The organism is Kitasatospora sp. NPDC093550 (assembly GCF_044764985.1).
Classification (GTDB): Bacteria; Actinomycetota; Actinomycetes; order Streptomycetales; family Streptomycetaceae; genus Kitasatospora.
This window is the reverse complement of sequence record NZ_JBIWJF010000001.1, coordinates 176,661-202,391: the sequence shown is the minus strand read 5'-3', so window position 1 is coordinate 202,391 and position 25,731 is coordinate 176,661. Positions and strand designations below refer to the sequence as shown.

23 protein-coding genes are annotated in these 25,731 nt (G+C 75.1%); 6 read left to right on the top strand and 17 right to left on the bottom strand.

All coding sequences use genetic code 11. The annotated features are described in order from the left end of the window. Positions 1-24 precede the first annotated feature (24 nt). Together ACIRD3_RS00835 and ACIRD3_RS00830 are read right to left on the bottom strand one after the other, a co-directional pair. Positions 25-561, bottom strand: coding sequence for a PadR family transcriptional regulator (locus tag ACIRD3_RS00835; protein ID WP_402209516.1), 537 nt, complete (start codon positions 559-561; stop codon positions 25-27). A 222-nt stretch (positions 562-783) separates the two neighbouring features. Further along, positions 784-2,826: an FAD-dependent oxidoreductase gene (locus tag ACIRD3_RS00830; protein WP_402209513.1), complete on the bottom strand. Its 2,043-nt coding sequence runs from the start codon at positions 2,824-2,826 to the stop codon at positions 784-786. A 239-nt stretch (positions 2,827-3,065) separates the two neighbouring features. Here ACIRD3_RS00830 and ACIRD3_RS00825 point away from each other — a divergent pair, with 239 nt between their 5' ends. After that, positions 3,066-4,301, top strand: a complete 1,236-nt coding sequence (locus ACIRD3_RS00825) for an FAD-dependent monooxygenase (protein WP_402209510.1) — start codon at positions 3,066-3,068, stop codon at positions 4,299-4,301. Between the two features lie 137 nt (positions 4,302-4,438). Here ACIRD3_RS00825 and ACIRD3_RS00820 read toward each other — a convergent pair whose 3' ends face one another. Further along, positions 4,439-5,014: a TerD family protein gene (locus ACIRD3_RS00820; protein WP_350519172.1), complete on the bottom strand. Its 576-nt coding sequence runs from the start codon at positions 5,012-5,014 to the stop codon at positions 4,439-4,441. Between the two features lie 313 nt (positions 5,015-5,327). Here ACIRD3_RS00820 and ACIRD3_RS00815 point away from each other — a divergent pair, with 313 nt between their 5' ends. Continuing rightward, a complete protein-coding gene (locus tag ACIRD3_RS00815) occupies positions 5,328-5,621 on the top strand; it encodes a hypothetical protein (RefSeq protein ID WP_402209506.1) in 294 nt (97 codons plus the stop codon). A gap of 270 nt (positions 5,622-5,891) precedes the next feature. Here ACIRD3_RS00815 and ACIRD3_RS00810 read toward each other — a convergent pair whose 3' ends face one another. Next, complete coding sequence (locus ACIRD3_RS00810) at positions 5,892-7,451, bottom strand: glycerol-3-phosphate dehydrogenase/oxidase (protein WP_402209504.1); 1,560 nt, start codon at positions 7,449-7,451, stop codon at positions 5,892-5,894. Beyond that, complete coding sequence (locus ACIRD3_RS00805) at positions 7,448-8,077, bottom strand: TetR/AcrR family transcriptional regulator (RefSeq protein WP_402209501.1); 630 nt, start codon at positions 8,075-8,077, stop codon at positions 7,448-7,450. The genes ACIRD3_RS00810 and ACIRD3_RS00805 overlap by 4 nt, the downstream gene beginning before the upstream one ends. A gap of 74 nt (positions 8,078-8,151) precedes the next feature. Between ACIRD3_RS00805 and ACIRD3_RS00800 the strand changes: the two genes are divergently transcribed. Together ACIRD3_RS00800 and ACIRD3_RS00795 are read left to right on the top strand one after the other, a co-directional pair. Next, entirely contained in the window at positions 8,152-9,720 is a 1,569-nt protein-coding gene (locus ACIRD3_RS00800) for an FAD-binding oxidoreductase (RefSeq protein ID WP_402209498.1), read from the top strand. After that, positions 9,717-10,643, top strand: a complete 927-nt coding sequence (locus tag ACIRD3_RS00795) for a diacylglycerol kinase (RefSeq protein WP_402209495.1) — start codon at positions 9,717-9,719, stop codon at positions 10,641-10,643. Before ACIRD3_RS00800 ends, ACIRD3_RS00795 begins: the two co-directional genes overlap by 4 nt. A 162-nt stretch (positions 10,644-10,805) precedes the next feature. Here the strand turns inward: ACIRD3_RS00795 and ACIRD3_RS00790 are convergent, their stop codons facing one another. The 3 genes from ACIRD3_RS00790 to ACIRD3_RS00780 all read right to left on the bottom strand — a co-directional run bounded on the left by ACIRD3_RS00790 (position 10,806) and on the right by ACIRD3_RS00780 (position 12,741). Next, complete coding sequence (locus ACIRD3_RS00790; protein ID WP_402209493.1) at positions 10,806-10,967, bottom strand: hypothetical protein; 162 nt, start codon at positions 10,965-10,967, stop codon at positions 10,806-10,808. Between the two features lie 163 nt (positions 10,968-11,130). Beyond that, positions 11,131-12,051, bottom strand: a complete 921-nt coding sequence (locus ACIRD3_RS00785) for a DUF6891 domain-containing protein (protein WP_402209490.1) — start codon at positions 12,049-12,051, stop codon at positions 11,131-11,133. An 81-nt stretch (positions 12,052-12,132) separates the two neighbouring features. Next, positions 12,133-12,741, bottom strand: coding sequence for a hypothetical protein (locus tag ACIRD3_RS00780; protein WP_402209488.1), 609 nt, complete (start codon positions 12,739-12,741; stop codon positions 12,133-12,135). A 210-nt stretch (positions 12,742-12,951) separates the two neighbouring features. Here ACIRD3_RS00780 and ACIRD3_RS00775 point away from each other — a divergent pair, with 210 nt between their 5' ends. Next, complete coding sequence (locus tag ACIRD3_RS00775; RefSeq protein ID WP_402209485.1) at positions 12,952-13,389, top strand: hypothetical protein; 438 nt, start codon at positions 12,952-12,954, stop codon at positions 13,387-13,389. Here ACIRD3_RS00775 and ACIRD3_RS00770 read toward each other — a convergent pair. After that, positions 13,371-14,123, bottom strand: a complete 753-nt coding sequence (locus ACIRD3_RS00770) for a helix-turn-helix domain-containing protein (RefSeq protein WP_402209482.1) — start codon at positions 14,121-14,123, stop codon at positions 13,371-13,373. The genes ACIRD3_RS00775 and ACIRD3_RS00770 overlap by 19 nt on opposite strands. An 85-nt stretch (positions 14,124-14,208) precedes the next feature. Between ACIRD3_RS00770 and ACIRD3_RS00765 the strand changes: the two genes are divergently transcribed. Continuing rightward, positions 14,209-15,147, top strand: coding sequence for an LLM class flavin-dependent oxidoreductase (locus ACIRD3_RS00765; RefSeq protein WP_402209480.1), 939 nt, complete (start codon positions 14,209-14,211; stop codon positions 15,145-15,147). Here the strand turns inward: ACIRD3_RS00765 and ACIRD3_RS00760 are convergent. From ACIRD3_RS00760 to ACIRD3_RS00725, 8 genes are all read right to left on the bottom strand, one after another. Continuing rightward, a complete protein-coding gene (locus tag ACIRD3_RS00760) occupies positions 15,125-16,483 on the bottom strand; it encodes a DUF2252 domain-containing protein (RefSeq protein ID WP_402209477.1) in 1,359 nt (452 codons plus the stop codon). The two genes, ACIRD3_RS00765 and ACIRD3_RS00760, sit on opposite strands and share 23 nt — an antisense overlap. A 226-nt stretch (positions 16,484-16,709) precedes the next feature. After that, positions 16,710-18,287: a multicopper oxidase family protein gene (locus ACIRD3_RS00755; RefSeq protein WP_402209474.1), complete on the bottom strand. Its 1,578-nt coding sequence runs from the start codon at positions 18,285-18,287 to the stop codon at positions 16,710-16,712. Then, the gene (locus tag ACIRD3_RS00750) at positions 18,284-18,757 is read right to left on the bottom strand and encodes a hypothetical protein (RefSeq protein WP_402209471.1); all 474 of its coding nucleotides are present in this window, start codon (positions 18,755-18,757) and stop codon (positions 18,284-18,286) included. Before ACIRD3_RS00750 ends, ACIRD3_RS00755 begins: the two co-directional genes overlap by 4 nt. Positions 18,758-19,137: 380 nt before the next feature. After that, the gene (locus tag ACIRD3_RS00745; protein ID WP_402209468.1) at positions 19,138-21,678 is read right to left on the bottom strand and encodes an FtsX-like permease family protein; all 2,541 of its coding nucleotides are present in this window, start codon (positions 21,676-21,678) and stop codon (positions 19,138-19,140) included. Then, positions 21,675-22,562, bottom strand: a complete 888-nt coding sequence (locus ACIRD3_RS00740) for an ABC transporter ATP-binding protein (RefSeq protein WP_402209466.1) — start codon at positions 22,560-22,562, stop codon at positions 21,675-21,677. The genes ACIRD3_RS00745 and ACIRD3_RS00740 overlap by 4 nt, the downstream gene beginning before the upstream one ends. Positions 22,563-22,673: 111 nt before the next feature. Continuing rightward, the gene (locus tag ACIRD3_RS00735; RefSeq protein ID WP_402209463.1) at positions 22,674-23,462 is read right to left on the bottom strand and encodes an aminotransferase class IV; all 789 of its coding nucleotides are present in this window, start codon (positions 23,460-23,462) and stop codon (positions 22,674-22,676) included. Continuing rightward, entirely contained in the window at positions 23,455-24,540 is a 1,086-nt protein-coding gene (locus ACIRD3_RS00730; protein WP_402209460.1) for a GNAT family N-acetyltransferase, read from the bottom strand. The genes ACIRD3_RS00735 and ACIRD3_RS00730 overlap by 8 nt, the downstream gene beginning before the upstream one ends. 183 nt (positions 24,541-24,723) lie before the next feature. Then, a complete protein-coding gene (locus ACIRD3_RS00725) occupies positions 24,724-25,659 on the bottom strand; it encodes a DMT family transporter (RefSeq protein ID WP_402209458.1) in 936 nt (311 codons plus the stop codon). Positions 25,660-25,731: the final 72 nt, after the last annotated feature.

The following is a 25,731-nucleotide window of genomic DNA, read 5'->3' as shown; positions in this document are numbered from 1 at the left end:
CATGGGCACCCCGATGAGCGGGGCTCATCCCTCGGACGGCAGCGTTTCCAGGGTTTCGGCGAGCCACTCCACCCAGAAGGTCTCCAGCCCGATCCCGGCCCGCAGCACGGCGTGCTGGAGCCGGTTCTCACCGTCGGCCTTCTCGGCCGGGAAGTCCCGCCGCTCGATCTCGAGGTAGTCGGCCAGCTGGGTGCGGTGAATCTCCAGGTGGCGCTCCAGTTCGGCCGCCAGACCGTCCGTGCCGACCACCGCCGCCGCCCGCAACCGCAGCAGCAGCGGCTCCCGGACGGCGCGCGGTCCCGCGCCCTCGGCCGTCCAGCGGGCCAGTTCGGCGCGGCCCTCCGGGAGGACCTCGTACTCCTTCTTCTGCCCGCGCACCGGCCCGTCCGGCTGGAGGGCCCGGATGTGTCCGGACGCCTCCAGCCGGCCGAGCTCGCGGTAGATCTGCTGGTGGGTGGCGGGCCAGAAGAAGCCGATCGACTTGTCGAACCGCCTGGTCAGCTCCAGCCCCGAGGACGGCTTCTCCAGCAGGGCGGTGAGGATGGCGTGCGGCAGCGACATGCGGACGATCCTAGGGGCGTATGAGCGGGTCTCATGGACGGGCCGGAGCGTGGCCATGAGGAGGTCTCATGGCCACCGGAGCATGAGCAGGTCTCATGACGCCCCGCCCATGAGCAGGTCTCATGCGCCAGCGGCACGCACCCACCCACGCCCATGAGCACCCGGCGAGTACCCCGCCGCGCACCCCGACCGCACCTCACATGAGCGACTCACATGAGCGACTCAGATGGCCGCGGCCAGCTCCGTCCCCTGCTTGATGGCCCGCTTGGCGTCCAGCTCGGCGGCCACGTCCGCGCCACCGATCAGGTGCACGGCCAGTCCGCGCTCGCGCAGCGCGTCGTACAGGTCGCGGCGCGGCTCCTGGCCGGTGCAGAGCACCACGGTGTCGACGGGCAGCAGCTGGCGCTCGCCGTCCACGGTGATGTGCAGGCCGGCGTCGTCGATCAGGTCGTAGGTCACGCCGGGGACCATCACCACGCCCCGGTGCTTGAGCTCGGTGCGGTGGATCCAGCCGGTGGTCTTGCCGAGCCCGGCGCCGACCTTGCCGGTCTTGCGCTGCAGCAGGTGGACGCTGCGCGGGGGCTTCGGGCGCTCCGGGGCGCGCAGGCCGCCGCGCTCGCGGTACTCCGGGTCGATGCCCCACTTCGCCTGGAACACCGGCGGGTTGAGGCTCGCCTGGTCGCCCTGGTCGGTGAGGAACTCGGCCACGTCGAAGCCGATGCCGCCCGCGCCGAGGATGGCGACCCGCTCGCCGACGGGCGCGCCGTCGCGCAGCACGTCGAGGTAGCCGACCACGCTGGGGTGGTCGATCCCCGGGATGTCGGCCGGGATCCGCGGGCTGACGCCGGTGGCGAGGACGATCTCGTCGTACCCCGCCCCGGACAGCTCGTCGGCGGTGACGGTGGCCCCGAGGCGCTGCGTGACACCCAACTCGGCGAGCCGGGTGCGGTAGTAGCGCAGCGTCTCGTCGAACTCCTCCTTGCCCGGGATACGCCGGGCCACGTTGAGCTGTCCGCCGATCGCCTCGGCGGCGTCGTGCAGGGTGACCTCGTGGCCGCGCTCGGCGGCGGAGACGGCGAAGGCGAGGCCGGCCGGGCCGGCTCCGACGACGCCGACCCGCTTGCGCAGCCTGGTGGGCGCGAGGACGAGTTCGGTCTCGTGGCAGGCCCGCGGGTTGACCAGGCAGGAGGTGATCTGGAGGTTGAAGGTGTGGTCGAGGCAGGCCTGGTTGCAGCCGATGCAGGTGTTGATGGCGTCGGCGCGGTCCTCGCGGGCCTTGGCGACGAAGTCGGCGTCGGCGAGCAGCGGGCGGGCCATCGAGACCAGGTCGGCGCTGCCCTCCGCGAGCAGCCGCTCGGCGATCTCGGGGGTGTTGATGCGGTTGGTGGTGACCAGCGGGATGCCGACCTTGCCCATGACCTTCTTCGTCACCCAGGCGAAGGCGCCGCGCGGCACCGAGGTCGCGATGGTCGGGATGCGGGCCTCGTGCCAGCCGATGCCGCTGTTGATGATGGTGGCCCCGGCGGCCTCGACGGCCTGGGCGAGCTCCACCACCTCGTCGAGGGTGGAGCCGCCGGGCACCAGGTCCAGCATGGAGAGGCGGTAGACGATGATGAAGTCCTCGCCGACCCGCTCGCGGACCCGGCGGACGATCTCCACCGGGAAGCGCATCCGCCGCTCGTACGTCCCGCCCCACTCGTCCTCGCGGTGGTTGGTCGCGGCGACGACGAACTCGTTGATCAGGTAGCCCTCGGAACCCATGATCTCGACGCCGTCGTACCCGGCGCGGCGGGCGAGCTCCGCGCAGCGGGCGAAGTCCTCGACGGTCTGCTCGACCTGTTCGGCGGTGAGCTCGTTGGGCACGAAGGGGCTGATCGGGGCCTGGAGGGCGCTGGGGGCGACCAGGTCGCGGTGGTAGGCGTACCGGCCGAAGTGCAGGATCTGCAGGGCGATCTTCCCGCCGGCGGCGTGCACGGCGTCGGTGATCACGCGGTGCTCGTCGGCCTCCGCCTCGGTGGTCAGCATCGCACCGCCCTCCCAGGGGCGTCCGGCCTCGTTGGGGGCGATGCCGCCGGTGACGATCAGGCCCACGCCGCCGCGGGCGCGCTCGGCGTAGAAGGCGGCCATCCGCGCGTACCCGCCCGGTGCCTCCTCCAGACCGACGTGCATCGAGCCCATGATCACGCGGTTGGGCAGGGTGGTGAAGCCGAGGTCGAGCGGGCTGAGCAGGTGCGGGTAGCGGCTGCTGCCGGGGGTGGCGCTCATCGACGTCTCCTGGGGCGCGGGCTGGCTGCGGTGGTTACCGCAGGGTAGGGGACGGTCCAAGCTTTGTGCAACGAGTTGCATAAACCCCCGGACCGCCACCGCCCGCCACCGCCCGCCACCGGAAGCCTCCGAACACCGGGCGGGCGGCGGACCGCCCGCGTATCGTCGTGTCCCGGACATCGCGAGGCTCGGGAGAGTCGGGATAGTCGGGAGAGGGGGCGGCCGTGCGGGGTGGCTCGGTGGCCGTGGTCGGGGGCAGCATCGCCGGGAGCGCGTTCGCCGGGGCCGCCGCCCGCCTGGGCGCGGACCGGGTCGTGGTGCTGGAACGCAGCCCCGGCCGGCTGGAGGACCGCGGAGTGGGCCTGTGCACCCACAACGACCGCTTCGACGAACTCGTCCGCGCCGGGCACCTCGCCGCGGACACCCGCCGCCACCGCCTCACCGTCCGCCGCTGGGTCACCCGCGGGCCGGCCGGCGAGGGCGACGGCCCGCACGGGCGCGGGCGCCTCCTCTGGGACCAGCCGTTCCCGTTCCACTCCCACCACTGGGCCGTCCTCTGGCAGGCGCTGCGCGAGCGGACCCCCGAACGCGTCGAGTACCGGCTGGGCACCACCGTCACCGCGGTCGGCGGGGACGACGGGGGCGCCTGGGCCGCGCAGGCCGACGGCGTCCGCCACCCCTACGACCTGGTGATCGGCGCGGACGGCTACCGCTCCGTGGTCCGCGCCGCCGTCTGCCCGCAGGCCGCACCCGAGTTCGCCGGGTACGTGTGCTGGCGCGGCAGCTACGACGCCGCACTCCTGGAGGACCTGCCCGGCGGGGCCGCGGCCTGGCCGGAGGAGGAGTGCATCACCGCCTGCTACCCCGGCGGACAGGTCGTGATCTACCGCATCCCCGGGCTCCACCCCGGCCACACCCAGGTGAACTGGGTCTTCTACGCCCCCACCCCCGCCTGGCTGCGCCTGGACGGCCCGACCAGCATCCCGGCGGGCACCCTCACCGACGGACGGCTGGACGAGCTGCGGCAGCTCGCGGAACGGCAACTGCCGCCCTACTGGGCCGGGGTGGTCACCCTCACCCCGCGCGAGCGGACCTTCCTGCAGCCCGTCTACGACCTGGCGGCCCCACGCCGCACCGCCGGCCGGCTGCTCATCGGCGGGGACGCGGCCACCGTCGTGCGCCCGCACAACACCAGCGGCGCCGTGAAGGCCCTGCAGGACGCCCACGCCTTCGAGCAGGCGGGGGCGGACGGCGGCTCCTGGTCGTCCCTGCTCGCCGCGTACGACCGCGAACGGAGCGCGGCGGGGCGGGAGTTGGTGGATCTGGGCCGCACGCTCGGACGGGCGCAGGTCACCGAGGCGCCGGACTGGTCCCGCATGGACGAGCCGACGATGGCGGCCTGGTGGCAGCACCAGCTCACCGGCAGCGGGGGCTTCGGCGGCCACGCGCTCGGACGGCCGGAACCGTCCTCGTGAGCGCGTGACCGCCGGATCCCGCGGCGCCCGGACAGGCGAACCCCCGGCCCGGGCGCCGGGGTCGGACGTCAGGCGTCGGACACCGGACGCCAGAGCTGAGACGCCGATGCCAGACGCCAGGGCTCGGACGCCGGATGTCAGACGTTGACGCCGTAGTCGGTCGCGATGCCGCGCAGGCCGGAGGCATAACCCTGGCCGATGGCACGGAACTTCCACTCCGCCCCGTTGCGGTACAGCTCGCCGAAGACCATCGCGGTCTCGGTCGAGGCGTCCTCGGTCAGGTCGTAGCGCGCGACCTCCTGGCCGTTGGCCTGGTTGACGATCCGGATGAACGCGTTGCGGACCTGGCCGAAGTTCTGCAGCCGGGCGTCGGCGTCGTAGATCGACACCGGGAAGACCACCTTGGCCACGTCGGCCGGCACCCGGTCCAGGTCGACCTTGATCTGCTCGTCGTCGCCGTCGCCGCCACCGGTCAGGTTGTCACCGCTGTGCTCGACCGAACCCTCGGGGCTGCGAAGGTTGTTGAAGAACACGAAGTGCTGGTCCGAGATCACCTTGCCGAGCGCGTTGCACAGCAGCGCGCTGGCGTCCAGGTCGTAGTCGGCCCCGGTGGTGGTCCGCACGTCCCAACCGAGACCCACGATCACGGCGCTCAGACCGGGCGCCTCCTTGCTCAGCGAGACGTTGCCGCCCTTGGCCAGCGAAACTCCCACAATGCCCTCCTCTGATCTCTCCCTAGGACGAATCTACAACACTGTAGAGATCACGAGAATCCGTCCACGGGCGGGCTCCACCCCGGAATTCATCCGGGCCTTCTCAGGGACTGCGACGGGAACCGGCCGGGCCCGGGTCCGACCGGGCGCCGACCCGGGGCCGCCGACCTAGACTGACGGTGGATCCCCGTTCCCCGGTTCCCCTTTCCCCCGCCCCCTCTCCCCGACTCCCGGCTTCCGGGCTTCCGGGCTTCCCGGTTTCCCGGCCGCCTCTTCCCGGCCCCCGGCCTCGGCGCCCCCGTGGGAGGTTCCCATGCGCCAGCGGTACAGCTTCCACGTCGACCAGGACGGGCACTCCGTGACCGTCAACGTCCGCTCCGGCTGGATCACCGAGACCGAACTGCTGGTGGACGGCAAGGAGTGCGCCTTCCACCGCGTCCACGGGCACGGCAGCTACCCGCTGACCCTCGCCGCCCAGCTCGCCGAGGAACCGCCCCGGCCGGTCGCCGTCACCCTGGACCGCACCGGCACGGCCGAGCACCCGCTCTCCTGCGTCCTGGAGCTCGCCGGCGCCGAGCTCCCCATGCCGGAGAAGACGGCCCGCTGACACCGCCCCGCGGTGGTTTGCCCGGGAATGCCAGGGAACCTCACGATTTCCCGTCCGCAGCTCTCCGATGTCCGGCGAGCCCGGAAGCTCCGAGGAGCCCCGGAACTCCGACCAGCCCGATGACGTCGAGGCGTTCGCGGCCCGGCACCCCGAGCCGCTCGGCGAGGAGCTGCTCGCCCGCCAGCACCGTCCCGGCCCGCTCGCGGACGAGCGGGCCCGGACCGGCTGGGCCGAACCGGGCCTCGCCCCCTCCCCCTGGTCGGCCCGCGCTCAGGCGCCCCGACGCTCCGCCAGGATCTCCTCGACCGCCTTCCGCGCCCGCTCCGCGTCCTGCGCGACCAGCCCGATCCGGGTGCGGCGGTCGAGCACGTCGGCCGCGTCCAGCGCGCCCTCGTGCGTGACGGCGTACCCGATCTCGGCGCGGGTCACGTCCAGGCCCTCCGCCACCGGCGTCAACTCGCCCGCGGCCAGCACCTCGTGGGCCGCGCCGCCGTGCCGGGCGAGCAGCGAGGCGGGCACGCGCCGCGCGGGCAGGGGGCGGCTGTCCCGGTGCCCCGGCGCGCCGACCAGCGGCAGCCGGGCCGTCCAGCAGGTCCGGGCCGGCAGCCCACGCAGCCGGACGGCGGTGTCCACCGCGTCCTCGGCCATCCGGCGGTAGGTGGTCAGCTTGCCGCCGACCACGGTGACCACCCCGGACGGGGACTCCAGCACCGCGTGCTCCCGCGAGATGTCGGCGGTGCTGCCGCCCCCGGTGTCGATCAGCGGGCGCAGGCCGGCGTAGGCCCCACGGACGTCCGCCCTGGTCAGCGGGGTGGCGAGGGCCGCGTTGACGGTGTCGAGGAGGAAGGTCAGCTCGGCTTCGGTGGGCTGCGGCTGGTCCGGGATCGGGCCCGGGGCGTCCTCGTCGGTCAGCCCGATCGCGACCCGGCCGAGCTGCTGCGGCAGGGCGAAGACGAAGCGGCTGGTCGAGCCGGGCACCGGCACCGTGAGGGCGGCGCTCGGATTCCCCAACGCCCCGGCGTCCACCAGGACATGGGTGCCGCGGCTCGGCCGCAGCGTGATCGAGGTGTCCACCTCGCCCGCCCAGACGCCGGTGGCGTTGACCACCGCGGCGGCCCGGACGGTCAGCCCCTGACCGGTCAGCGTGTCCACCAGCCGGGCGGAGGTGCCGGTCACGGCCTCGGCCCGCACCCTGGTCAGCACGCTCGCGCCGTACTGCGCGGCGGTCCGGGCCAGGGCGACCACCAGCCTTGCGTCGTCCACGAGTTGGCCGTCGTGCGCGACCAGCGCGCCGCGCAGGCCGGCGGTCCTCACGGCCGGCACCAGCCGCCGGGTGCGAGCGGCGTCGATCCGGCGCATCCGGGGCAGCAGTTCGCCCGGCGTCCCGGCGCTGATCCGCAGCGCGTCCCCGGCGTGGAAGCCCGCACGGATCAGCGCCCCCTGCCCCGGGCGCAGCAAGTCCGGCAGCAGCGGCACCAGTTGGGGCAGCGCGCGAATCAGGTGCGGGGCGGTGCGGGTCATCAGCACACCGCGCTCGACGGCGCTCTCCCGAGCCACCTTGATCCGGCCGGAGGCCAGGTAGCGCAGCCCGCCGTGCACCAGCTTGGAGCTCCAGCGGCTGGTGCCGAAGGCCAGGTCGCGGGACTCGACCAGCACCGTGCGCAGGCCGCGCGAGGCGGCGTCCAGGGCCACCCCGGCGCCGGTGACGCCGCCGCCGATCACCAGCAGGTCGATGTGCGGGTCGTCGCCGAGCGCCTCGAACTCCAGCGTGCGGCGGGCGGCGTTGAGTCGGCTCGTCCCCGCGAAGGGGCCGACGGCGGGCGTCGTCATGGCGCCAGGTATCCGTTCAGTGCTCTGGCCAGCTCGCGCCGCCAGGCCGCCTCGGGCAGCAGGGAGGCGACCATGCGGTGCGACTGGACGGTGGACTGGGCGATCAGCAGGACCATGGCGGCCAGTTCGAGCGGCTCCCCGGCCCGGATCGAGCCCTGGGCCTGGCCGCGCTCGATGCCGGCGCGCAGGGCTTCCAGCAGGCCGCGCTGGCTGGCGCCGAGCCGCTCGACCACGTACTCCAGCAGCAGGTCGGAGTCATCGGAGCGGAGCAGTGCGCCGAGCACCGGGTGGTCCCGCAGGAGTACGGAGACCTCGACGACCCGCTCCACGAAGGTCTCCCGGTCCTGGACGTCGAGCGAGGCGCCCTCCAGGGTGGCCAGGATCTCCCGGGTGAGCAGGGCGCCGATCACCGCCCGCACGTCCGGCCAGCGGCGGTAGACGGTCGGCCGGCTGACCCCGGCGCGGCGCGCGATCTCGGCCAGTTGGGTGCGGCGCACGCCGAGGTGGACGACCAGGTCGGCGGCGGCGTCCAGGATCGCGTCGTCGGTGCTGCGCGGCTGCTCGGCTCCGGTGCTGCCGGGCCGCTCGGCTGGGGTCGCCGACTCGGCGGCGTTACTACTTGACATGATGTGTGAAACTGTAACGCATGGCACCTGAGACGCAAGCGGGACCGGCGGGCGCCGCTCTTCCGCTCCCCCCGATGAAGTGGGACGCCTGGGGCGACCCGGCCCTGGCCAAGGAGCTGTCCGCGGACATCAAGGGACTGCTCGCCGCCGCCCTCGGCGTCACCGGCGACGCCGCCCCCGGGCCGAGCGCCGAGGACGTCGTGCTGCGTCCCTCCCGGATCACGGCCGACGGCCTCAAGGCGCTCGCCGACGCCGTCGGCGAGGCCCACGTCAGCGCCGCCGACGCCGACCGCCTGCCGCGCGCCGGCGGCAAGTCCACCCCGGACCTGCTGCGCCGCCGCAGCCGCGAGGCCCAGGACGCGCCCGACGCCGTGGTGCTGCCCGGCAGCGAGCAGGAGATCGCCGCCGTCCTCGCGGTCTGCGCCGAACGCCGCATCGCCGTCGTCCCGTTCGGCGGCGGCACCAGCGTCGTCGGCGGCCTCGACCCCGAGCGCGGCGAGTTCGAGGCCGTCGTCTCACTCGACCTGCGCCGCTTCGACGCACTGCTCGACCTGGACGAGACCTCCGGCGAGGCCGTCCTCGGCGCCGGCCTCACCGGCCCGGCCGCCGAGGCGCTGCTCGCCGAGCGCGGCTGGGAGCTCGGCCACTACCCGCAGAGCTTCCGCTACGCCACCATCGGCGGCTTCGCGGCCACCCGCTCCTCCGGCCAGGACTCCGCCGGGTACGGGCGCTTCGACGAGATGGTGCGCGGCCTGCGGGTCGTCACCCCGGCCGGCGTGCTCGACCTCGGCCGCGCCCCGGCCTCCGCCGCGGGCCCCGACCTGCGCCAGCTCTTCCTCGGCTCCGAGGGCACCCTCGGCGTGATCACCGCCGTCCGGCTGCGCGTCCACCCGCTGCCCGCAGTCAAGGCGTACGAGGCGTGGAGCTTCCCCGACTTCGCCACCGGGACGGCGGCGCTGCGCGCCGTCGAGCAGCAGGGCACCGGCCCGACCGTGATCCGGCTCTCCGACGAAGCCGAGACCATGGTCAACCTGGCCATGACCGAGCAGATCGGCGGCGCCCCGGCGGTCACCGGCTGCCTCGCCGTCACCGTCTTCGAGGGCAGCGCCGAACAGGTCGCCGCCCGGCACCGCGCCACCCGCGAGGTGCTGCTCGCCGCCGGCGCCACCTCGCTCGGCGAGGCCCCCGCCCGGGCCTGGGAGCACGGCCGGTTCAACGCGCCCTACCTGCGCGACTCGCTGCTCGGCGCCGGCGCGCTGTGCGAGACCCTGGAGACGGCCGCCAACTGGAGCGGGCTGCCGGCCCTGCGCACCGCCGTCACCGAGGCGCTGACCGCCGCCCTGCCCGGCGCGCTCGTGCTCTGCCACATCTCGCACGTCTACCCGACCGGCGCCTCGCTCTACTTCACCGTCGTGGCCGCGCTCGGCGAGGACCCGCTCACCCGCTGGAGCGCCGCCAAGCGCGCCGCCGGGGACGCCATCCTCGGCGCGGGCGGCACCATCACCCACCACCACGCCGTCGGCTCCGACCACCGCCCCTGGATGACCGAGGAGGTCGGCGACCTCGGCGTGCGCATCCTGCGCGCCGTCAAGGCCGAGCTCGACCCGGCGGGCATCCTCAACCCCGGCAAGCTGATCCCATGAGCGCGCCTCATGGGGAGGCCGGTCCGAGAACCGTCCGCAGGGTCGCCGTCCTCACCAACCCGGCGGCGGGCGCCGGCCACTCCGGCCCCGCCGCCGAGCGGGCCGTCACCCGGCTGCGGGCCCTCGGCGTCGACGTCGAACCGCACGCCGGACGCTCCGCCGAGGACGCCGTCCGCCTCGCCCGCGAGGCGGCGGCGGACGGCGTGGACGCGGTCGCCGTGGTCGGCGGCGACGGGATGATCAACCTCGCCCTGCAGACCCTCGCCGGCGGCAGCGTCCCGCTCGGCGTCATACCGGCCGGCACCGGCAACGACCACGCCCGTGCGTACGGCCTGCCGCTCGGGGACCCGGAGGCCGCCGCCGAGGTCATCGCCGCCGGCCGGGTCCGCACCGTCGACCTCGGCCGGGTCACCGGCCCCGACGGCGCCGCCCGCTGGTTCGGCTCCATCCTCGCCACCGGCTTCGACTCCCTGGTCAGCGACCGCACCAACCGGCTGCGCTGGCCGCGCGGACGGATGCGCTACAACCTCGCCATCCTCATCGAGTTCGCCAACCTGCGCCCGCTGCCGTTCCGGATCACCCTCGCCGACGGCACCGTCATCGAACGCGACCTCACCCTGGCCGCCGTCGGCAACACCCGCAGCTACGGCGGCGGCATGCTCATGTGCCCGGACGCCCTGCCCGACGACGGCCTGCTCGACGTCACCCTCGTCGACGCCATGCCCCGCCTGCGCATCGCCCGCTTCTTCCCCACCCTCTTCAAGGGCACCCACACCACTCGCCCCGAGGTCACCACCCTGCGCACCGCCTCCCTGCGCATCGAGTCCCCGGGTATCACCGCCTACGCCGACGGCGAGTTCATCGCGCCACTCCCGGTGGAGGTCGAGGTGCAACGCAACGCCCTGCACCTGCTGGTGCCCTGAACCGCCGACACCGGCGCCGAGGCCGACGCCGCGGTCCGAGCGGCTGCCCACCCGGCCGCCCGGACCGCGGCGAACACGAGCCCGGACCACGCGATCACGGACGACGCGGCCCCGGACCGCACGACCCCGGCGAACGGCGTCGCTCACCGCGGGCCCGCTCCCTCAGCCGCCGCGTACCGGGTCGGCCGCCTCCACCCGGCGGGCCCAGTGGCGGACCAGCGGATCGGCGTCGTGCTCCGGGGAGCCGTCGAGGACGCCCAGGCCCGCCCCCGTCGGGCGGCCGCGATCACCCGCCGCCGCACCACCCTCGGCACCGCCCGCCACAGCTCCCGCGCGTCGCTCCGCGGCACCGACCCCCGCTGCAGCATGACGTTCTCCCGTTCCGCCCCGCCGTACCGGGACGCCCCGGAGGACGCACCGCGGTCGAACGCCGTCGGACGCCGTCGAGCGGCGCCACCGACCCGGCAGCGTACGGCAGTCCGGCCGGTCAGCTACCCAGGCGGCGGCGCCAGAGCAGCGGGCGGACTTCGATCGCGTGCGACGGGTCGCCGTTCCAGACGGTGGGCAGGCCGACGGCCGTGAGGGCGGCGACCACCTCGTGGCCGACGGCGGTGGTGGTCGCCGTCGAGCCGTCGAAACCGCCGTAGAGGAGGGTCAGGCCGTGGCCGGTGGCGGCGGACTCGGTGCACTGGGAGTGGAAGTAGACGAAACCGCGGGCCCCGGGGGCGCCGGCCCCGCCGATCTCGGCCTGGCCGCAGGAGCGGCAGCAGGTGAAGTCCTCCCGGGCGGTGATGCCGTCCGCCTCCAGCGCGGCGAAGGCCCGGGTGAGGCGCTCCGGGTCGGTCTCGCCGAGCCAGCCGGTCTGCTCGCCGACGCGCTCCAGCCAGAGCCGGTCCGCGAGCCGCTCGGCCTGGGCGGGCGAGAGCGGACGGCCGTCGTCCGACACCAGGTACTCCTCGGCCTCCTCCGCCAGGCGGGCGCGATCGGTGTAGCCGCAGGCCAGCGTCAGCCGCAGCCGCTCCTCCAACTCCTGGCGCTCCTCCGCGTCCAGCTCCGGCTCCGGCACGGGCTCCGGTTCGGGGCCCAGGTCGACCGGGTGCCAGTCCAGGCCGTCGCCCCAGCCCGCCTCGCCGCGCGCCCACGCCGTCATCGCCTCGACCGCCGGTTCGGGCCCGTCCAGCCGCACCTCGAAGTGCCGGTCGGCGGAACCGTCGCGGTGCTCCAGCGTGTAGTCCTCGCCGTCGGTGTGGCACACCTGGATGTAGACGTCCGGCAGGTCCGGTATCCGTTCCACGACGACGAAGCCGTCGTCCTCCGCGCCGATCCGCCGGACCAGCCCCGCCAACTCGTCCGCGCTCGGGCGGGAGAGCGGCTCCCCCTCGTTCGTCATCACCGTGATCGCCAGCATGGGTCCACCCTTGCACACCCCACTGACATCGCGGGCGGCGCCCGCACCGCCCGGGGCCGGCGAGCGCCGCGGCGTCCTCGGCTAGTCGCCCCGGACGGTGCCAGCGCTCTCGGTGAGCGTGGGTTCGCCGCTGTCGGGGGCCACGGTGAAGACCCGTGAGCCGGTGTCGGTGGTGACGGTGATCCGGTCGGGGGCGGTCCACGCGGCCGACCGGAAGGCCCCCTCTCCCGGGAACCGTTCGGGCATGGTGAGGACGCTCCAGCGGCGGGCCGACCAGCCGGTGCCGGTCTCCAGCCGGACCTGCCGGCTCTGTGACTCCGTCTCGTCCCCGGGGAGACCACGGTGGATCACCACCAGGACGTGGTCGGCCCGCCCCGGCGAGCTCGTCCGGGTCTGCTGGGAGGGCTCCCGGGAGAACGAGTGGAGCGCCAGGACGCCCAGCGCGCACAGCAACCCGGCGCTCCCGACCGCCGCCGTCGCCCCGCCGACCAGGTCCCGCCGCCCGCGCACGAGCGCCGCCACCAGCAGCAGGACCGCGGCCGCGCCGAGCAGCGGGACCGGATGGTCCAGGGCGTCGGCCACCGCGAACCGCCCGCCGCTGCGCGACTCCCGGCGCCCCACGACGCACAGGACGAGGGGCAGCAGGGCGCTGCCCGCCAGGATCCCGCCGAACCTCTCACGACGCTTCATCGCCCCCCCGGTCCCGTCCGCCTCCTGCGCGTCACCCTAGGCCGGACGGTCGTTCCGACGCAGTCGGACAGCCGGATAGCCGTGCGGCCGGGCGTGGTTCCGCGCACCGCGGGAGGGGCCCCGGCCATTCCCCGGCGGGAATTGTCCGGGCCCCGGGGCGCTCGGAGGATGGGTCGCACCGAGACCGCCGAACACCCGAGGGAGCCCGTCGTGACCACCACCGCCACCACCACCCCCACCAGCGCGCAGCAACTCGCCGACCGTTACGCCGCGTTGTGGACCGAGTCGGACGCCGGGGCGCGCCGGAAGGCGATCGAGCGGCTGTGGGCCGAGGGCGGGGTGCACCTGCTGCACCCGCCCGTCGAGGCCCGGGAGGCGGCCGTGCGGGTCGGCTTCGCGGAGCCCGTCCTCGAAGCGCGCGGCTACGAGGAGTTGGAGTTCCGGGTCGCCCGCGCCCACGAGGAGTTCGTGGCGCCCGGCGAGTTCACCTTCCGCGCCCGCCCGGACGCCGTACGGCTGCGCGACGTCGTCCGCTTCAGCTGGGAGATGGTGACCGTGGCCGACGGCGAACCGGTCGGCCACGGCGAGGAGTTCGTCGTCCTGGACGCCGACGGGCGGATCACCGCCGACTACCAGTTCCCGCTCTGAGCGGCCGCCTCGCGCAGGGCCCCGGCGGTCGCCGCGTCCGCCGGGAGGAAGGCCTCCAGCTTGAGCTCGGCGAGCGTGACGTCCACGGCGGTGGCGAAGGTGGTGACCGTCGTCATCAGGCGCAGCTCGCCGATCGAGGTGCGCAGCTCCAACGGGACGGCGAACCCCAAGTGCTGCTCCTCCACCGGCGCTTCGGGCACGTAGGAGCTCAACTCCCGGTGCAGATCCCCGAGGTGCCGGGTGCGCTCGACGATGTGGCGCGCCCAGTCGGCGAAGTTGAGGATGCGCGGGGCGAGGCCGTCGGGGTGCAGGGCGAGCCGGTAGGCGTTGGTGCCGGGGCCGACCAGCCGGGGGTCGGCGCCCTCGGTGATGACGTCCAGGGCGGCGTTGGCGGCCACCACGTCGCCCCGGCGGTCCACCACCAGGGCCGGGTACGGGAGGTGGCCGGCCAGGATGTGGCCGATCGCCTCCCGCACCGGCGCCAGCGCCGGCCCGTCCAGCGGGGTCTCCGGGTAGACGGGCGCGTAGCCGGCCGCCAGCAGCAGTTCGTTGCGCTCCCGCAGCGGCAGGTCCAGCGACTCGGCGAGCCGGACGACCATGCCCCGGCCCGGCGCGGAGCGGCCGGATTCGATGAAGCTCAGGTGCCGCTGGGTGGTGCCCGCCAGGGTGGCGAGGTCGAGCTGGCTGATGCGGCGGCTGGTTCGGCGCTCGCGGAGCGCTTGGGGGAAGTCCACGGCACCAGCCAACCCGCCCGGCGCGCATCGCGCCATTCCCCCGGGGGAATTGAGACCATGCCGCGCCTCGGCCAGCATCGGGGTCATGGACATCGGAGTTTTCCTCCCCACCGGCCAGGACCAGTGGGCCGCCCACAACGCCCGCGATCTGATCGGATTCGCCCGCCGCGGCGAGGAGTTCGGCTTCTCCTCGCTGTTCGTCAACGACTCCCTGCTCAGCCCGCGGATCGAGCCGCTCACCATGCTGGCGGCCGCCGCCCCGGTGACGGAGCGGATCCGGCTGGGCACCGGCGCGCTGCTGCCGGTCCTGCGCCGCCCGGTGCAGACCGCGCAGACGCTGGCCTCGGTGGACCAGCTCTCCGGCGGCCGGCTGACCGTCGCCGTCGGCGCCGCCTTCCCCGGACACTTCGGCCGCCCGCTGCACGAGCTGTCGCAGGTGCCGTGGGAGCGCCGCTTCGCCCGGCTGGACGAGACGGTCGCCCTGTGGCGGGCACTCTGGGCCGGTGCGAAGGAGTTCCACGGCGAGTTCCACTCCTTCGCCGAACTCCCTCCCGCCACCGCGCCGTTCCGCCCCGAAGGCCCGCCGGTCTGGCTCGGCGGCGCCACCCCGGCGGCCTTGGAGCGCACCGGACGGCGGTACGACGGCTGGTTGCCGTACCCGCCGGACCCGGCCGACTACACGACCGGGCTCGAAGCCGTCCGGCAGGCGGCCCGGAATGCCGGGCGCGAGCCGGAGGCCGTCACCCCCGCCCTCTTCGTCAACGTCCGGATCGACCGCAGCACGGGGGCCGCCCGCCGGACCATGGACGCCTACACCCGGGCCAACTACGGGCTGCCGCTGACCGGGACGGAGCAGATCCAGGCCTTCGCCCTCGGCACCCCGGACGAGGTCGCCGCCACCCTCGCCCGGTACGCGGCGGCCGGCGCCCGGCACGTCGTGGCCCGCCTCGGAGCGCTGGACCTGTCCGACCAGTCGGACCAGCTGGAGAAGCTGGCGGCCCTCACACGCCCCGGGTCGCGGTGATCCGTCCGTCCGCGATCGCCGCCGTCAGCTCCCGGTGGTCCTCCTCCGTCCGGTCCGCGTAGCGCACCGCGAACTCGGCCAGGGCCTCCGCGAAGGTGTCCGAGCCGCCGAGGTAGCCGGCGATGGCGAGGCGGTCGCCGGTGCGGGCGTGGGCGCGGGCGAGGGTGCGGCCGCAGAGGTCGGCGTAGGCGCGCAGACCGGACGGCCGCATCTCGCCGACCTCGAACGAGCCCTTCATGTCCCGCAGTTGGCGGCCGTAGAAGTGGCGACCGGCGGGGCCGGTGGTCCAGCCGAGGAAGATGTCGCTGGCGGCCTGCATCAGGTGCTGGCCGGTGACCACCCGGCGGCCGCCGTGGTGGGCGGCGACCTCGGCGCCCACCCGGGTGGGCGGCAGGTGGTCCTCCAGCACCGAGCGGCCGGCCTCCTTGAGCTGCAGGAACAGCGGATCGCCGGCGTCCCGGCCCTCCAGCAGGACGATGAAGCACCGGGTGCCGACGCTGCCGACGCCGACCACCTTGCTGGCCGCGTCCACGAACCGGAAGCGGTCCAGCAGCACCCGGCGGTCCTCGGCGAGGGTGGCCCGGTAGTCGCTGAACACCTTTCCGACGTCGCGTAGTTCGGACCGCTTCAGCGGCTCGATCAGCGGCGGCGCGCTGATGATCCGGCGCTGCCCGTCCCGCTCCTCGGTCAGCTTGCCGAAGGCCTGCAGGTTGGTGCGACGCCGGGCGTGCGCGAATTCGGCCGCGGCACGCTCCCGCTGCCGGCGCTTGCGCAGCAGCGGCAGCACCTGCTCGGTGTCCACCCGGGCGTACCAGACGTCGAGTTCGCCCAGGCCCGCCAGTCGCCGCATCGCCGCCGCGTAGCCCTCGACGGCGGTACGGGCGGCGCGCCGCACGCGTTCCTCGTCCTGTCCGTTGTCGCGGGCGGCGACGGCGACGCTGGCGGCGAGGCGCTTGACGTCCCACTCGAAGGGACCGGGGTGGGTCTCGTCGAAGTCATTGACGTCGAAGAGCAGGGCGCGCTCCGGTGAGGCGTACACCCCGAAGTTCAACAGGTGTGCGTCACCGCAGAGTTGGACGGTGAGACCGGTGTCCGGGACGGCGCCGAGGTCGGCGGCCATCACGGCGGCGGCACCGCGCAGGTAGGTGAAGGGGCTGTCGGCCATCCGCCCGTAGCGGATCGGCAGCAGCGCGGCCACCCGGTCCCGCGCCTGGCGTTCCAGGACGGTCAGCGGGTCGGGCCGGTCGGCGGCGGGGATCCAGCGGCCGTGCTCGGAGCGGGACACGCGGTCGCGCGCGGCCCGACCGCGGCGGCGGCGTTCGGCGGGGGTGGTCATGCGGCGGCTCCGTCCGTCGGCGGGTCCCGGCCTCCGCGCGACGCGGGAGACCGCGGGTGCCCCTCCCCGCGACGCTAGGACACGAGTGCCGGAGGGCGCAGCGCACGCCCTCCGGCAGTCGGCCGTCCGAGTGAGACCCCGCGGGTCCGTTCCGCGCGGCTCACCCGGACGGGCCACTTCGGGCGGCGCCTTCGGGCGGCGCCCTCGGACAGTGCCCTCGGGCGGGTCACTGCACCGTGAAGTCCGCCATCATCGCCATGTCCTCGTGCTCCAGGTTGTGGCAGTGCAGCATGTACGCCCCCGCGTAGTCGGTGAAGCGCACCAGCACCTCCACCGCCTCGGCCGGACGGAGGTCCACGGTGTCCTTCCAGCCCGCGTCGTACGGGCCCGGATCCCCGCCGTCGCGGCCGATCACCTGGAAGTGGTCGAGGTGGACGTGCACGGGGTGGTGCAGATCGGACGAGAAGCGCCAGCGCTCGACGGCCCCGAGGGCGGGGGTGGCGATGTTCTGGCCCGGCTGGTAGGGCTCGCCGTTGATGGTCCAGCCGTCGCCGCGGCTTCGTCGGAAGGCGAACTCGCGGGTGGTGACGGCGGCGGAGGCGTCCAGGGCCTCGACGGCGGAGAGCCTGTCCGGTACCGCCGTGTCGTCCTGCACCTGCTTCGCGGAGACGTCGAAGCGCATCACCTCGGCCGTGCGGCCGCTGCCGAAACGGTTGACCAGGCGCACCTGGGTGCCGGGCTGGTAGCGGGAGAAGTCGACCACGACGTCGAAGCGTTCGCCCGGGGCCATCTCGATCCGGTCGTGGGCGACCGGGGCGGCGAGCAGTCCGCCGTCGGAGCCGATCTGGACCAGCGCGTCGCCGCCGGGCGGCTGCGGGTCGAGTTCGAGCCGGTAGGGGCGGGCGTTGGAGGCGTTGAGCAGGCGCAGCCGGTAGCGGAGGCGGTCGACGTCCAGCCGGGGCCAGGGGGCGCCGTTGACCAGGATGACGTCGCCGAGCACGCCGTTGGCGTAGGCGGCGGAGACGCCGGGCTCGCCGAGCGCGGGGTCGCTGGAGGGGTACTTGAAGGAGCCGTCGGCGGCGAAGGAGCGGTCGGCGATCATCAGCGGGAGGTCGCGCTCGCCGCGCGGCAGCGGCAGGGCGCCCTCCTCGTCGTCCTGGACGAGGTGGAAGCCGGCCAGCCCGCGCCAGACGCCGGGGCCGGTGAAGCCCATCCGGTGGTCGTGGTACCAGAGGGTGGCGGCGCGCTGCTTGCCCGGATAGGTGTAGCTGCGCTCGCCGGCGACGGTGCGGCCCGCCACGTGGTGCATCCCCGCCATGCCGGGCATGCCCTGCATGCCCTGGGCGGCGTCCGCCGGGGATCCGACGGGCATCAGCAGGTCCACCGGGTAGCCGTCGCTGTCCGCCGGGGTGTGCCCGCCGTGCAGGTGGGTGACGGAGGGCACCGGCAGTTCGTTGCGGTGCTTGACCACCGCGGTCCGCCCGGAACGGGTGACCAGCGTCGGGCCGGGGAAGCCGCCGCCGTACGTCCAGGCCTCGGTCCTCACGCCGGGGACGATCTCCAGCTTGGCGACCTGCTGGGTGATCTCGTAGTAGTCGGTGGCCCCTTCGGTGCGCACCGGGTTCAGCACGGCCGGTACCGGCAGCGGGACCCGGAACGCCTCGGGCAGGTCCAGGTCGCTGCTCAGCAGCCGCCCGGGGCGGCCCTCGGCGAACAGCTTGGCGGCGGAGGGGACGGCGACGGCGGCCAGGGCGCCCGCGCCGAGGACGGAGGCGCCGATGCCCAGGAACCGGCGCCGGTTCACTTGGACACCTCCAGCGGCCCGCCGGGGCGCGGCAGCCGGCCGCTGCCGTCCGGTCCCGCCTCGGGCAGCGCGGCCCGGGCGGGCAGCGGCAGCCGCCAGGCGCCGACCAAGCCGAACAGGGTGCCGCTGACCAGCAGCACGCCGAGGGTGACGTGGACGCCGATCGACCGGGCGTAGCCGGCGGCGATCTGGCCGATGACCGCGACGGTGAGCACGGCCGTGGTCCACAGCGGCCAGAGCGGCCCCCGGCCGGGCCGCCACACGGCGACGGCCGCCCCCAGTTGGAGCACCACCACGGTGGCCAGGGTCATCGCGTTGCCCTCGTGGTCCTTCAGGGAGTCGTAGGTGCCGTTGAGGAAGCTGCCGGCCAGCATGACCTGGAGCAGGGCCAGCAGGGCCAGCGCGGTGGCGGTGGTGCGCAGCAGGATCAGCGGCCAGCGGGGCGCAGGGGCGACAGGTGGACTGCTCATGTCGGGCTACTCTCTCTGCTTCGGCGGTCGGGCGGGGCGGGCGAGAGCGTAGCTGATCCGACATCACGATCAGTTCCGATAAAGGCTTTTGGATCTCCCGGTTACCCCATTGCGCCTGCTCGGACCGCCTTTGTCACCCGAACGAGGGACCCCCTTGAGCGGTCCTCAAGGGGGTCCCTCGTGTGCTGCACGTCGGGGCCGACGCGATGAGCTTCTCTCATGGGGCGGGGCGATGAGCTCCTCTCATGGGGCGCGCCATGAGCTCCTTTCATGGCCGTCGGTCATGAGGTCCTCTCATGCTCCCCGCCATGAGCTCCCCTCATCGTCGCCACCCCCATGAGCCCCGCTCACCTCACACCGTCCCGCCTCCCATCTCCCGCCTACTGTCGAGCCGCCCCCAGGGCCGCCGGCCGGGTCCGCAGCAGGGCGCGGACCGGCAGCCCGGTCGCACCGAGGCAGAGCAGAACGGCTCCGGCGGCCAGCGGCAGGGCGAGCGTCGGCGGCACGTACGGGGCGGCGTTGGCGACGCCCCGGGTGACCGGCACCAGCGTGATCCACGCGATCGCCGCGCCGACCGTCAGCCCGGTCGCGGCCACCAGCAGCGCCTCCCAGCGCATCATGCCGCGCACCTGGCGCCGGGTGGTGCCCGCCAGCCGCAGCAGGGCGACCTCGCGACGCCGGTCCAGCACCGTCATCACCAGGGTGTTGGCGGCGCTGACGGCCGCGAACCCGCCGAGCACGCCGGCCATCACCGTGTTGGCCCAGCCGCTGAGCTCCATCTCCTTGTCGGCCTGGGCGACGAACCCGGCCCGGTCGGCCACGCTCGTCCCGGCCAGGGCGCCCAGCCCGGCGGCCACCGCCGTACGGTCGGCACCCGGCGCGTCGGCGACCAGCACCTGGCTGTCGTACCCGCTGGTGACGTGCGCGGCGACGGCCGCCCGGGGCAGCACCGCCTGGCCGACGCCGAGCCCGCGCTCGTACACGGCGACCACCTGCGGTCGGACGACGGTGCCGTCGCCGAGCCGCAGCGGGACGCGGTCGCCGACCCCGGCGTCCAGGGCGTCGGCGAGGGTGGTGCTCAGGGCCACGGTGTCGGCGGCCCGGCCGAGGTCGGCGAGCGAGCCGCTGCGCACGCCCAGGTCGAGCACCTCGGGCAGCCGCGCCGGGTCGCCGTCGACGCCGAGCGCGGGGGCGGTGCTCAGCTGTCCGCCGCTCTCCAGGACCAGTCCGGTCCGCAGCACGCCGACGGCGGTCCGCACGCCGGGCACCTTCGCCGCCCGTTCGGCGGTCCCGGCGGGCAGGCCAGGGCCGGTGGCCCCGAGCACGTGGTCGGCGGTGACGCCGGCCCGGACGTTCTCGCCGCTGGTGTGGCGCAGGGTGCTCTGCAGGATCAGCAGGGTGCCGCAGAAGGCGGTGACCAGGACGATCGGGGTGATCGCGGAGGCCAGCCGGCGGGCGTTGGCGCGGGTGTTGTCGGCAGCCAGCGAGCCGGGCGCACCGCCGGCCCGCAGCGGGACTCCGAGCACGGCCGCGGCACCCCGGGCCACCCAGGGACCGAGCAGGGCGACGGCCAGCATGAAGCACATGACGACGCCGAGCGCGGTCTGCGCGGCCTTGGCGCCGTCCAGGGAGGCGGCGACGGCGGCGACCGCGCTGCCGCCGGCGGCGAAGACCAGCCCGAGGACGGTGCGCACCTTCCCCGGTCGGGGCGCCTCGACGGCGGCCTCGCCGAGCGCCTGTCCGGCGCGCAGCTTGGACGGCCGCCGGGCGGCCAGGAAGCCGGCGGTCAGCGCGGCGAGGGTGCAGGTGAGAACGGCGGCGACCATCGGCAGCGGGCCGACGTCGAGGCGCACACCCGCGGGGACGGCGCCGCGTTCGGCCAGTTGACCGAACCACCAGCGGGCGAGGGCGAGGCCGGGCAGGATGCCGAGCGCCGCGGCGACGGGGGCGACCAGCACGGCCTCGGTGGCGATGGTGCGGCGGATCTGGCGCGGGGTGGCGCCGATGGCACGGAGCAGGGCGAACTCGCGGGCGCGCTGGCCGGTGGCGAGGGCGACGGTGCTCATCACCACGAAGACCGCGGTCATGGTGGCGTAGCCGCCGAAGCTGCCGCCGAGGGCCATCAGGATCGTCCGGGCCTCGCCGAGGGCGGGGTGTTCGACCGCGCCCCGGCCGTCTCCGGTGAAGACCTTCGCTTCGCCGCCGACCGCCTGGCGGACCTGGGTGGCGAGCGCCGCAGCGGTCACGCCCTCGCGGGGCTGGACGGCGACGGCGTCGATCCGTCCGGGGTGGCCGGAGAGCCGATCGGCGGTGGCGTCGGCGAACCAGGCGGTGGGGCCGGCCGCCTGGGCGGCGGCGAGGCCGGAGACCCGGTAGCTCACGGTACCGCCGGGCGCCGTCAGCGTGAGGTTCGCGCCGGGCGCGAGATGGGCGGCGCGCGCGGTGTCGACGTCCAGCACCACCTCGTTCGCACCCGGTGCTCGGCCTTCGGACAGCCGGTCGTCCGGGCCGGCGATGCCGAGCGCGGCGTAGCCCCGCCCGGTCAGGGCCGCCGTCCCGTTCCCGGCGGCGGGCGGGACGGCGGTGAGCGGGAAGGCGGTGTCCGGCCGGGCGGCCGCGACGCCGGGCAGGGCGGCCAGCCGGCCGACCAGCGCGGCGTCGGTCCGGGCCCGCTCCGGGGTGGTCTGCTCCTGGGTCTCGGTGTCCTCGCCGACCTTCCGCTGGATCTTCACCGTCTGCTCGGCCGCGACCACCACGGGCGCGGAGGCGTACCGGACGGGTTCGAGGCGCGCGGTCAGGCCGGTCTGCAGCAGCACACCGCAGGCCGTCACCACGGCGGCGCCGAGCAGGAGGGCGACGAGGGTGCCCACGAAGGAGGCGGGGCGGAAGCGCACCGAGGCGCGGGCGAGTCCGTTGCTCATGCCGCGGCTCCCACCGGGCGGGCGGTGAGCGTGACCATGCGGTCGGCGACGGCCTGCGGGCTGGGGTGCGGCAGGTCGTCCACGAGCGCGCCGCCGGCCAGGAACAGCACCCGGTCGGCGAAGGAGGCGGCCACCGGGTCGTGGGTCACCATCACGACGGTCGCGCCCAGGGAGTCGACGGACTGCCGCAGCAGGCCCAGCACCTCGTGCGCGGTGCGGGTGTCCAGGGCGCCGGTCGGCTCGTCGGCGAACACCACGTCCGGGCGGGTGATCAGTGCGCGGGCGATCGCGACCCGCTGCTGCTGGCCGCCCGAGAGCTGGCCGGGCCGGCGCCGGGCGTGCTGCCCGAGGCCGACGCGCTCCAGCAGGTCCCGGGCGCGGCCGCGGTCCTGGCGCTGCCCGGCGAGCCGCTGAGGGAGCAGGACGTTCTGCTCGACGCTCAGCGAGGGCAGCAGGTTGAAGGACTGGAAGACGAAGCCGATCCGGCTGCGGCGCAGTTCGGTGAGCCGGTTCTCGCTGAGCGCGGTGATCTCCTGGCCGCCGAGCCGGATCTCCCCCGCGTCCGGGCGGTCCAGGCCCGCCGCGCACTGCAGGAAGGTCGACTTGCCGGAGCCGGAGGGGCCCATGACGGCGGTGAAGGTGCCGCGGGCGAGCGCCAGGTCGATCCCGCGCAGCGCCTGCACCGCCGCCTCGCCGCGCCCGTAGCTGCGGCGCACCCCGCGCAGTTCGATCGCCGGGGCCCCCTGCGGCGCACCGTACGGGGCACCGCCGTTCGGCTCGGCGGCGGGTAGGGCGCCTCCGTACGCGTCGGCGGCGTACGGCTCGGTCCCGCGCTCGTCGGTCCCGCGCTCGTCGGTGCTGCGGCGGAGGTGGCGGCGTGCCATGGAGGGGCCTTCCTTCGGTTCTGCGTCGCTCGTCGTCAACGCGCTCAACGCTAGGAACTACGGACGGACCCGGCCATGGAGGTCACCGGCGGACCGGGGGTGGGGTTATCCCTACACCGGATCGGCGGCGATCCCGAGGTAGGCCGCGCGCAGCCCGGCGAGCGCCGGGTGGGCGGGGTCGAGGACGGTGCCGTCGACGGCGGCCAACGGACGGACCCCGACCCCCGCGTTCACCGCGAAGGCGGCGCGGAAGCGCCCCAAGTCGGCGACGGGCAGCGGCTCGCGGGTCTGCGGGCCCCGGTAGGCCCCGGACAGCAGGGCCTGGGTGACACCGGGCAGGCTCGGGCCCTGCGGCCAGACCAGCTTGTCGTCGTCCAGGAAGCCGACGTTCCAGGTCGCGCCCTCGGTCACCCGGCCGTCCGGGTCGACCAGCAACACGTCGTCGTAGCCCGCGAGTTGCGCCTGCCTGCGGTGGTGGACCAGACCGAACAGGCCGACGTGCTTCACCTCCGGCAGCTCCCGCCGGTACACGGCGGTCCGTGCCCGCAGCGGGGCGGGCTCGGCCGCGGCGGCCGGCCGGGTGGTGACCAGCAGGGTGGGCGCGGCGGGAGCGGCGGGGCGCTCCAGACCGAGCGCCGGGTCGTACACCGTGACCCGGACGATCACCGGGGCGCCGTCGACGGGCAGCACCGCGCGGATCCGCTCGCGCACCACCGCCCGGTCCAGCTCGGCGGCGAACAGCACGCGGCAGTCCCGGACCAGCCGGTCCAGGTGCAGCGTCAGACCGCGGACCCGGCCCGCCTCGGCGCGCAACGTGGTGAAGTGCCCGTAGTTGAGCAGCCCCAACGCGGCCAGCCGCGCCGGGTCGGCGGGGGCGCCGTCGATCTCGATCTCAGCCATCCCCCGAGTCTGCCAGCTGCGGCGACGGCGCCGCGGCCCGCACGGGGCCGGGTAGCCCGGCCCGCGCCGGACCCCGCTCCCGCCCCTCCTGCGGCGACCCCTGCGCCGGACTCCGCCCAGGACCTTGCTCCGGGCCGTGTTCCGGGCCGTGTTCCGCCCTCCGTTCCGGGACCTGCGGGGCGGGGACCGGCGCCGGACGGTAGGGGGAGGACACCGGCCGACGGGCGGCCCGTTCGAACTCCTCGATCCGGTAGGCCAGTCCTTCCGGCTCCCCGGCGTCGGCCCAGCGCCACGCCTCCGCCCACCACTGCGGGCCGCGCACCATCGGGAAGCCCGCGAGCGCCAGGTGTAGGGCCAGCGTCGAGCGGGCGTACTCGTGCACCCAGCCGTCGGTGCCCCGGTAGTCCGCCGTCTCGTCCAGCCGCAGCCAGCGCCCCTCCCGGCCGGCCGTCAGTATCGGCACCCAGCCGCGCAGCCGGTCGGCGACCAGCAGGAGCAGGCGCCCGTCCTCCTCGCGCACCCGGTAGGAGGGGAGTTGGGGCATCCGCGCGAGCGAGAGCGAGCGCTTCCAGCCGACCACCCACAACCCCCGGCGCAGGTGGTAGCGGACGGCCGACTGCCACGTCCAGTGCGCCTCCAGCCGGAACCCGGGCAGGCCCTCGGCGGTGGCCGCCGCGTACACCTCGTCCAGCGCGGCGGCGGCCAGCCCGCGGCCGCGCGCGGCCGGGCCGAGGTAGAGGGAGGAGACGGCGAGTTGGCCCGGGCCCTTGGTCCAGTTGTCCACCGCGACAGTGCCCGCGACGGTGCCGTCGTCGTCCTGGATCCAGTACCGGCGGCGGTACAGCTCCCCGCCCGGCCACTCCCGCCCGCTCTCGCCCAGCCGCTCGCGCCAGCCGCGCTCGACCGGCGGCGCCAGGCCGTCCGGGTCCACCAGCTCCCCGAGCTCGCCCTCCACCAGGGACGCCAAGTCCCACAGCGCGAACCGCCGTTCGTCCTCCTCGGCGGCCGCGCGCAGCCGCGGACCGACCGCCAGCCGGTCCTGCGCCCGCTCCACCGCCGCATCCCACGACCTCACCACGCCGCCACCCTAGCGGGACCCGCGGACATTCCGTAATTCAGTGGACACCGAACGTCAGATCGGGTACGAATCCCCCTGTCCGATCAGCCCGGTTCCCACCGGCTTGTCCCGGAGGGGCCGTTCGGGAGGGAGATCCCCATGCGTGAACTCTTCGTCCGTGCCGTCGCCGGGGCGGCGCGCGCCCTATCGGACGGGCTGGCGCTGCTTCGGGCCCTGGTCCGCCGCGCCGGTCACGGGCCGGGGGCGGGGGCGGGCCAGCGCCACGGCCGCGATCACCAGGGCCCCGCCCACGAGGGCGTTCCAGCCGACCGGCTCCGCGAGGAACAGCGCGCCGATCGCGGTGGACCACAGCGGCATCACGTAGGTGACGGCCGAGGTCACCGTGGTGCCCGCGGTCCGGACCAGGCCGAGGTTGAGCAGGTACGCCAGGCCGGTGCCGAGCACGCCGAACGCCACCAGGGCGACGGCCGGGCCGGCCCCGGGCCACTGCGGGGCGCCCGCGGCGAGCGGGGCGATGACGGCCAACTCGGCCGTGGCGCAGCCGATCTGCAGCGTGGAGAGGGTGGTCACCGACTCCGGCCGACCGGACAGGAAGCGCCGCAGGTAGGCGAAGCCCGCGCCGTAGCAGCAGGCGGCGGCCAGACAGGCGAGGCCCCCGGCCGCTTCGCCCGAGCCGATGCCGCGCCAGACCCCGAGCACGGTGAGCACCCCGAGGAACCCCAGGGCGAGGCCGGTGAGCCGGCGGGCGCCCGGGCGGCGCTCCTCGGGGACGGTGAGCACCGAGAAGACGAGGGTGAACAGCGGGGTGGTCGCGTTCATCACCCCGGCGAGCACCGAGCTGATCCTGGTCTCGCCGTACGGGAACAGGATGAACGGCACGGTGTTGAGCAGCACCGCGACCACCGCCGAGTGCCCCCACAGCGCGCGGTCGCGCGGCATCCGCTCACCGCGCAGCACCAGGACGGCGGCCAGCGTGAGCGCGCCGAACAGACACCGCCACAGCGCCACCCAGACCGGGGGCACGCCCGCGTCGACCGCCACCTTGATCAGGGCGAAGCTCGCACCCCAGATCGCCGACAGTGCCGCAAAACCCGGCAGCCAGCGTCGCACCGCAACCACCCCCGCATTCCTCCGGTGTTCCCTGCTGGACAGAGGATGTGCCGCCGCCCGAGCATGAGTCCAACAAGTGGC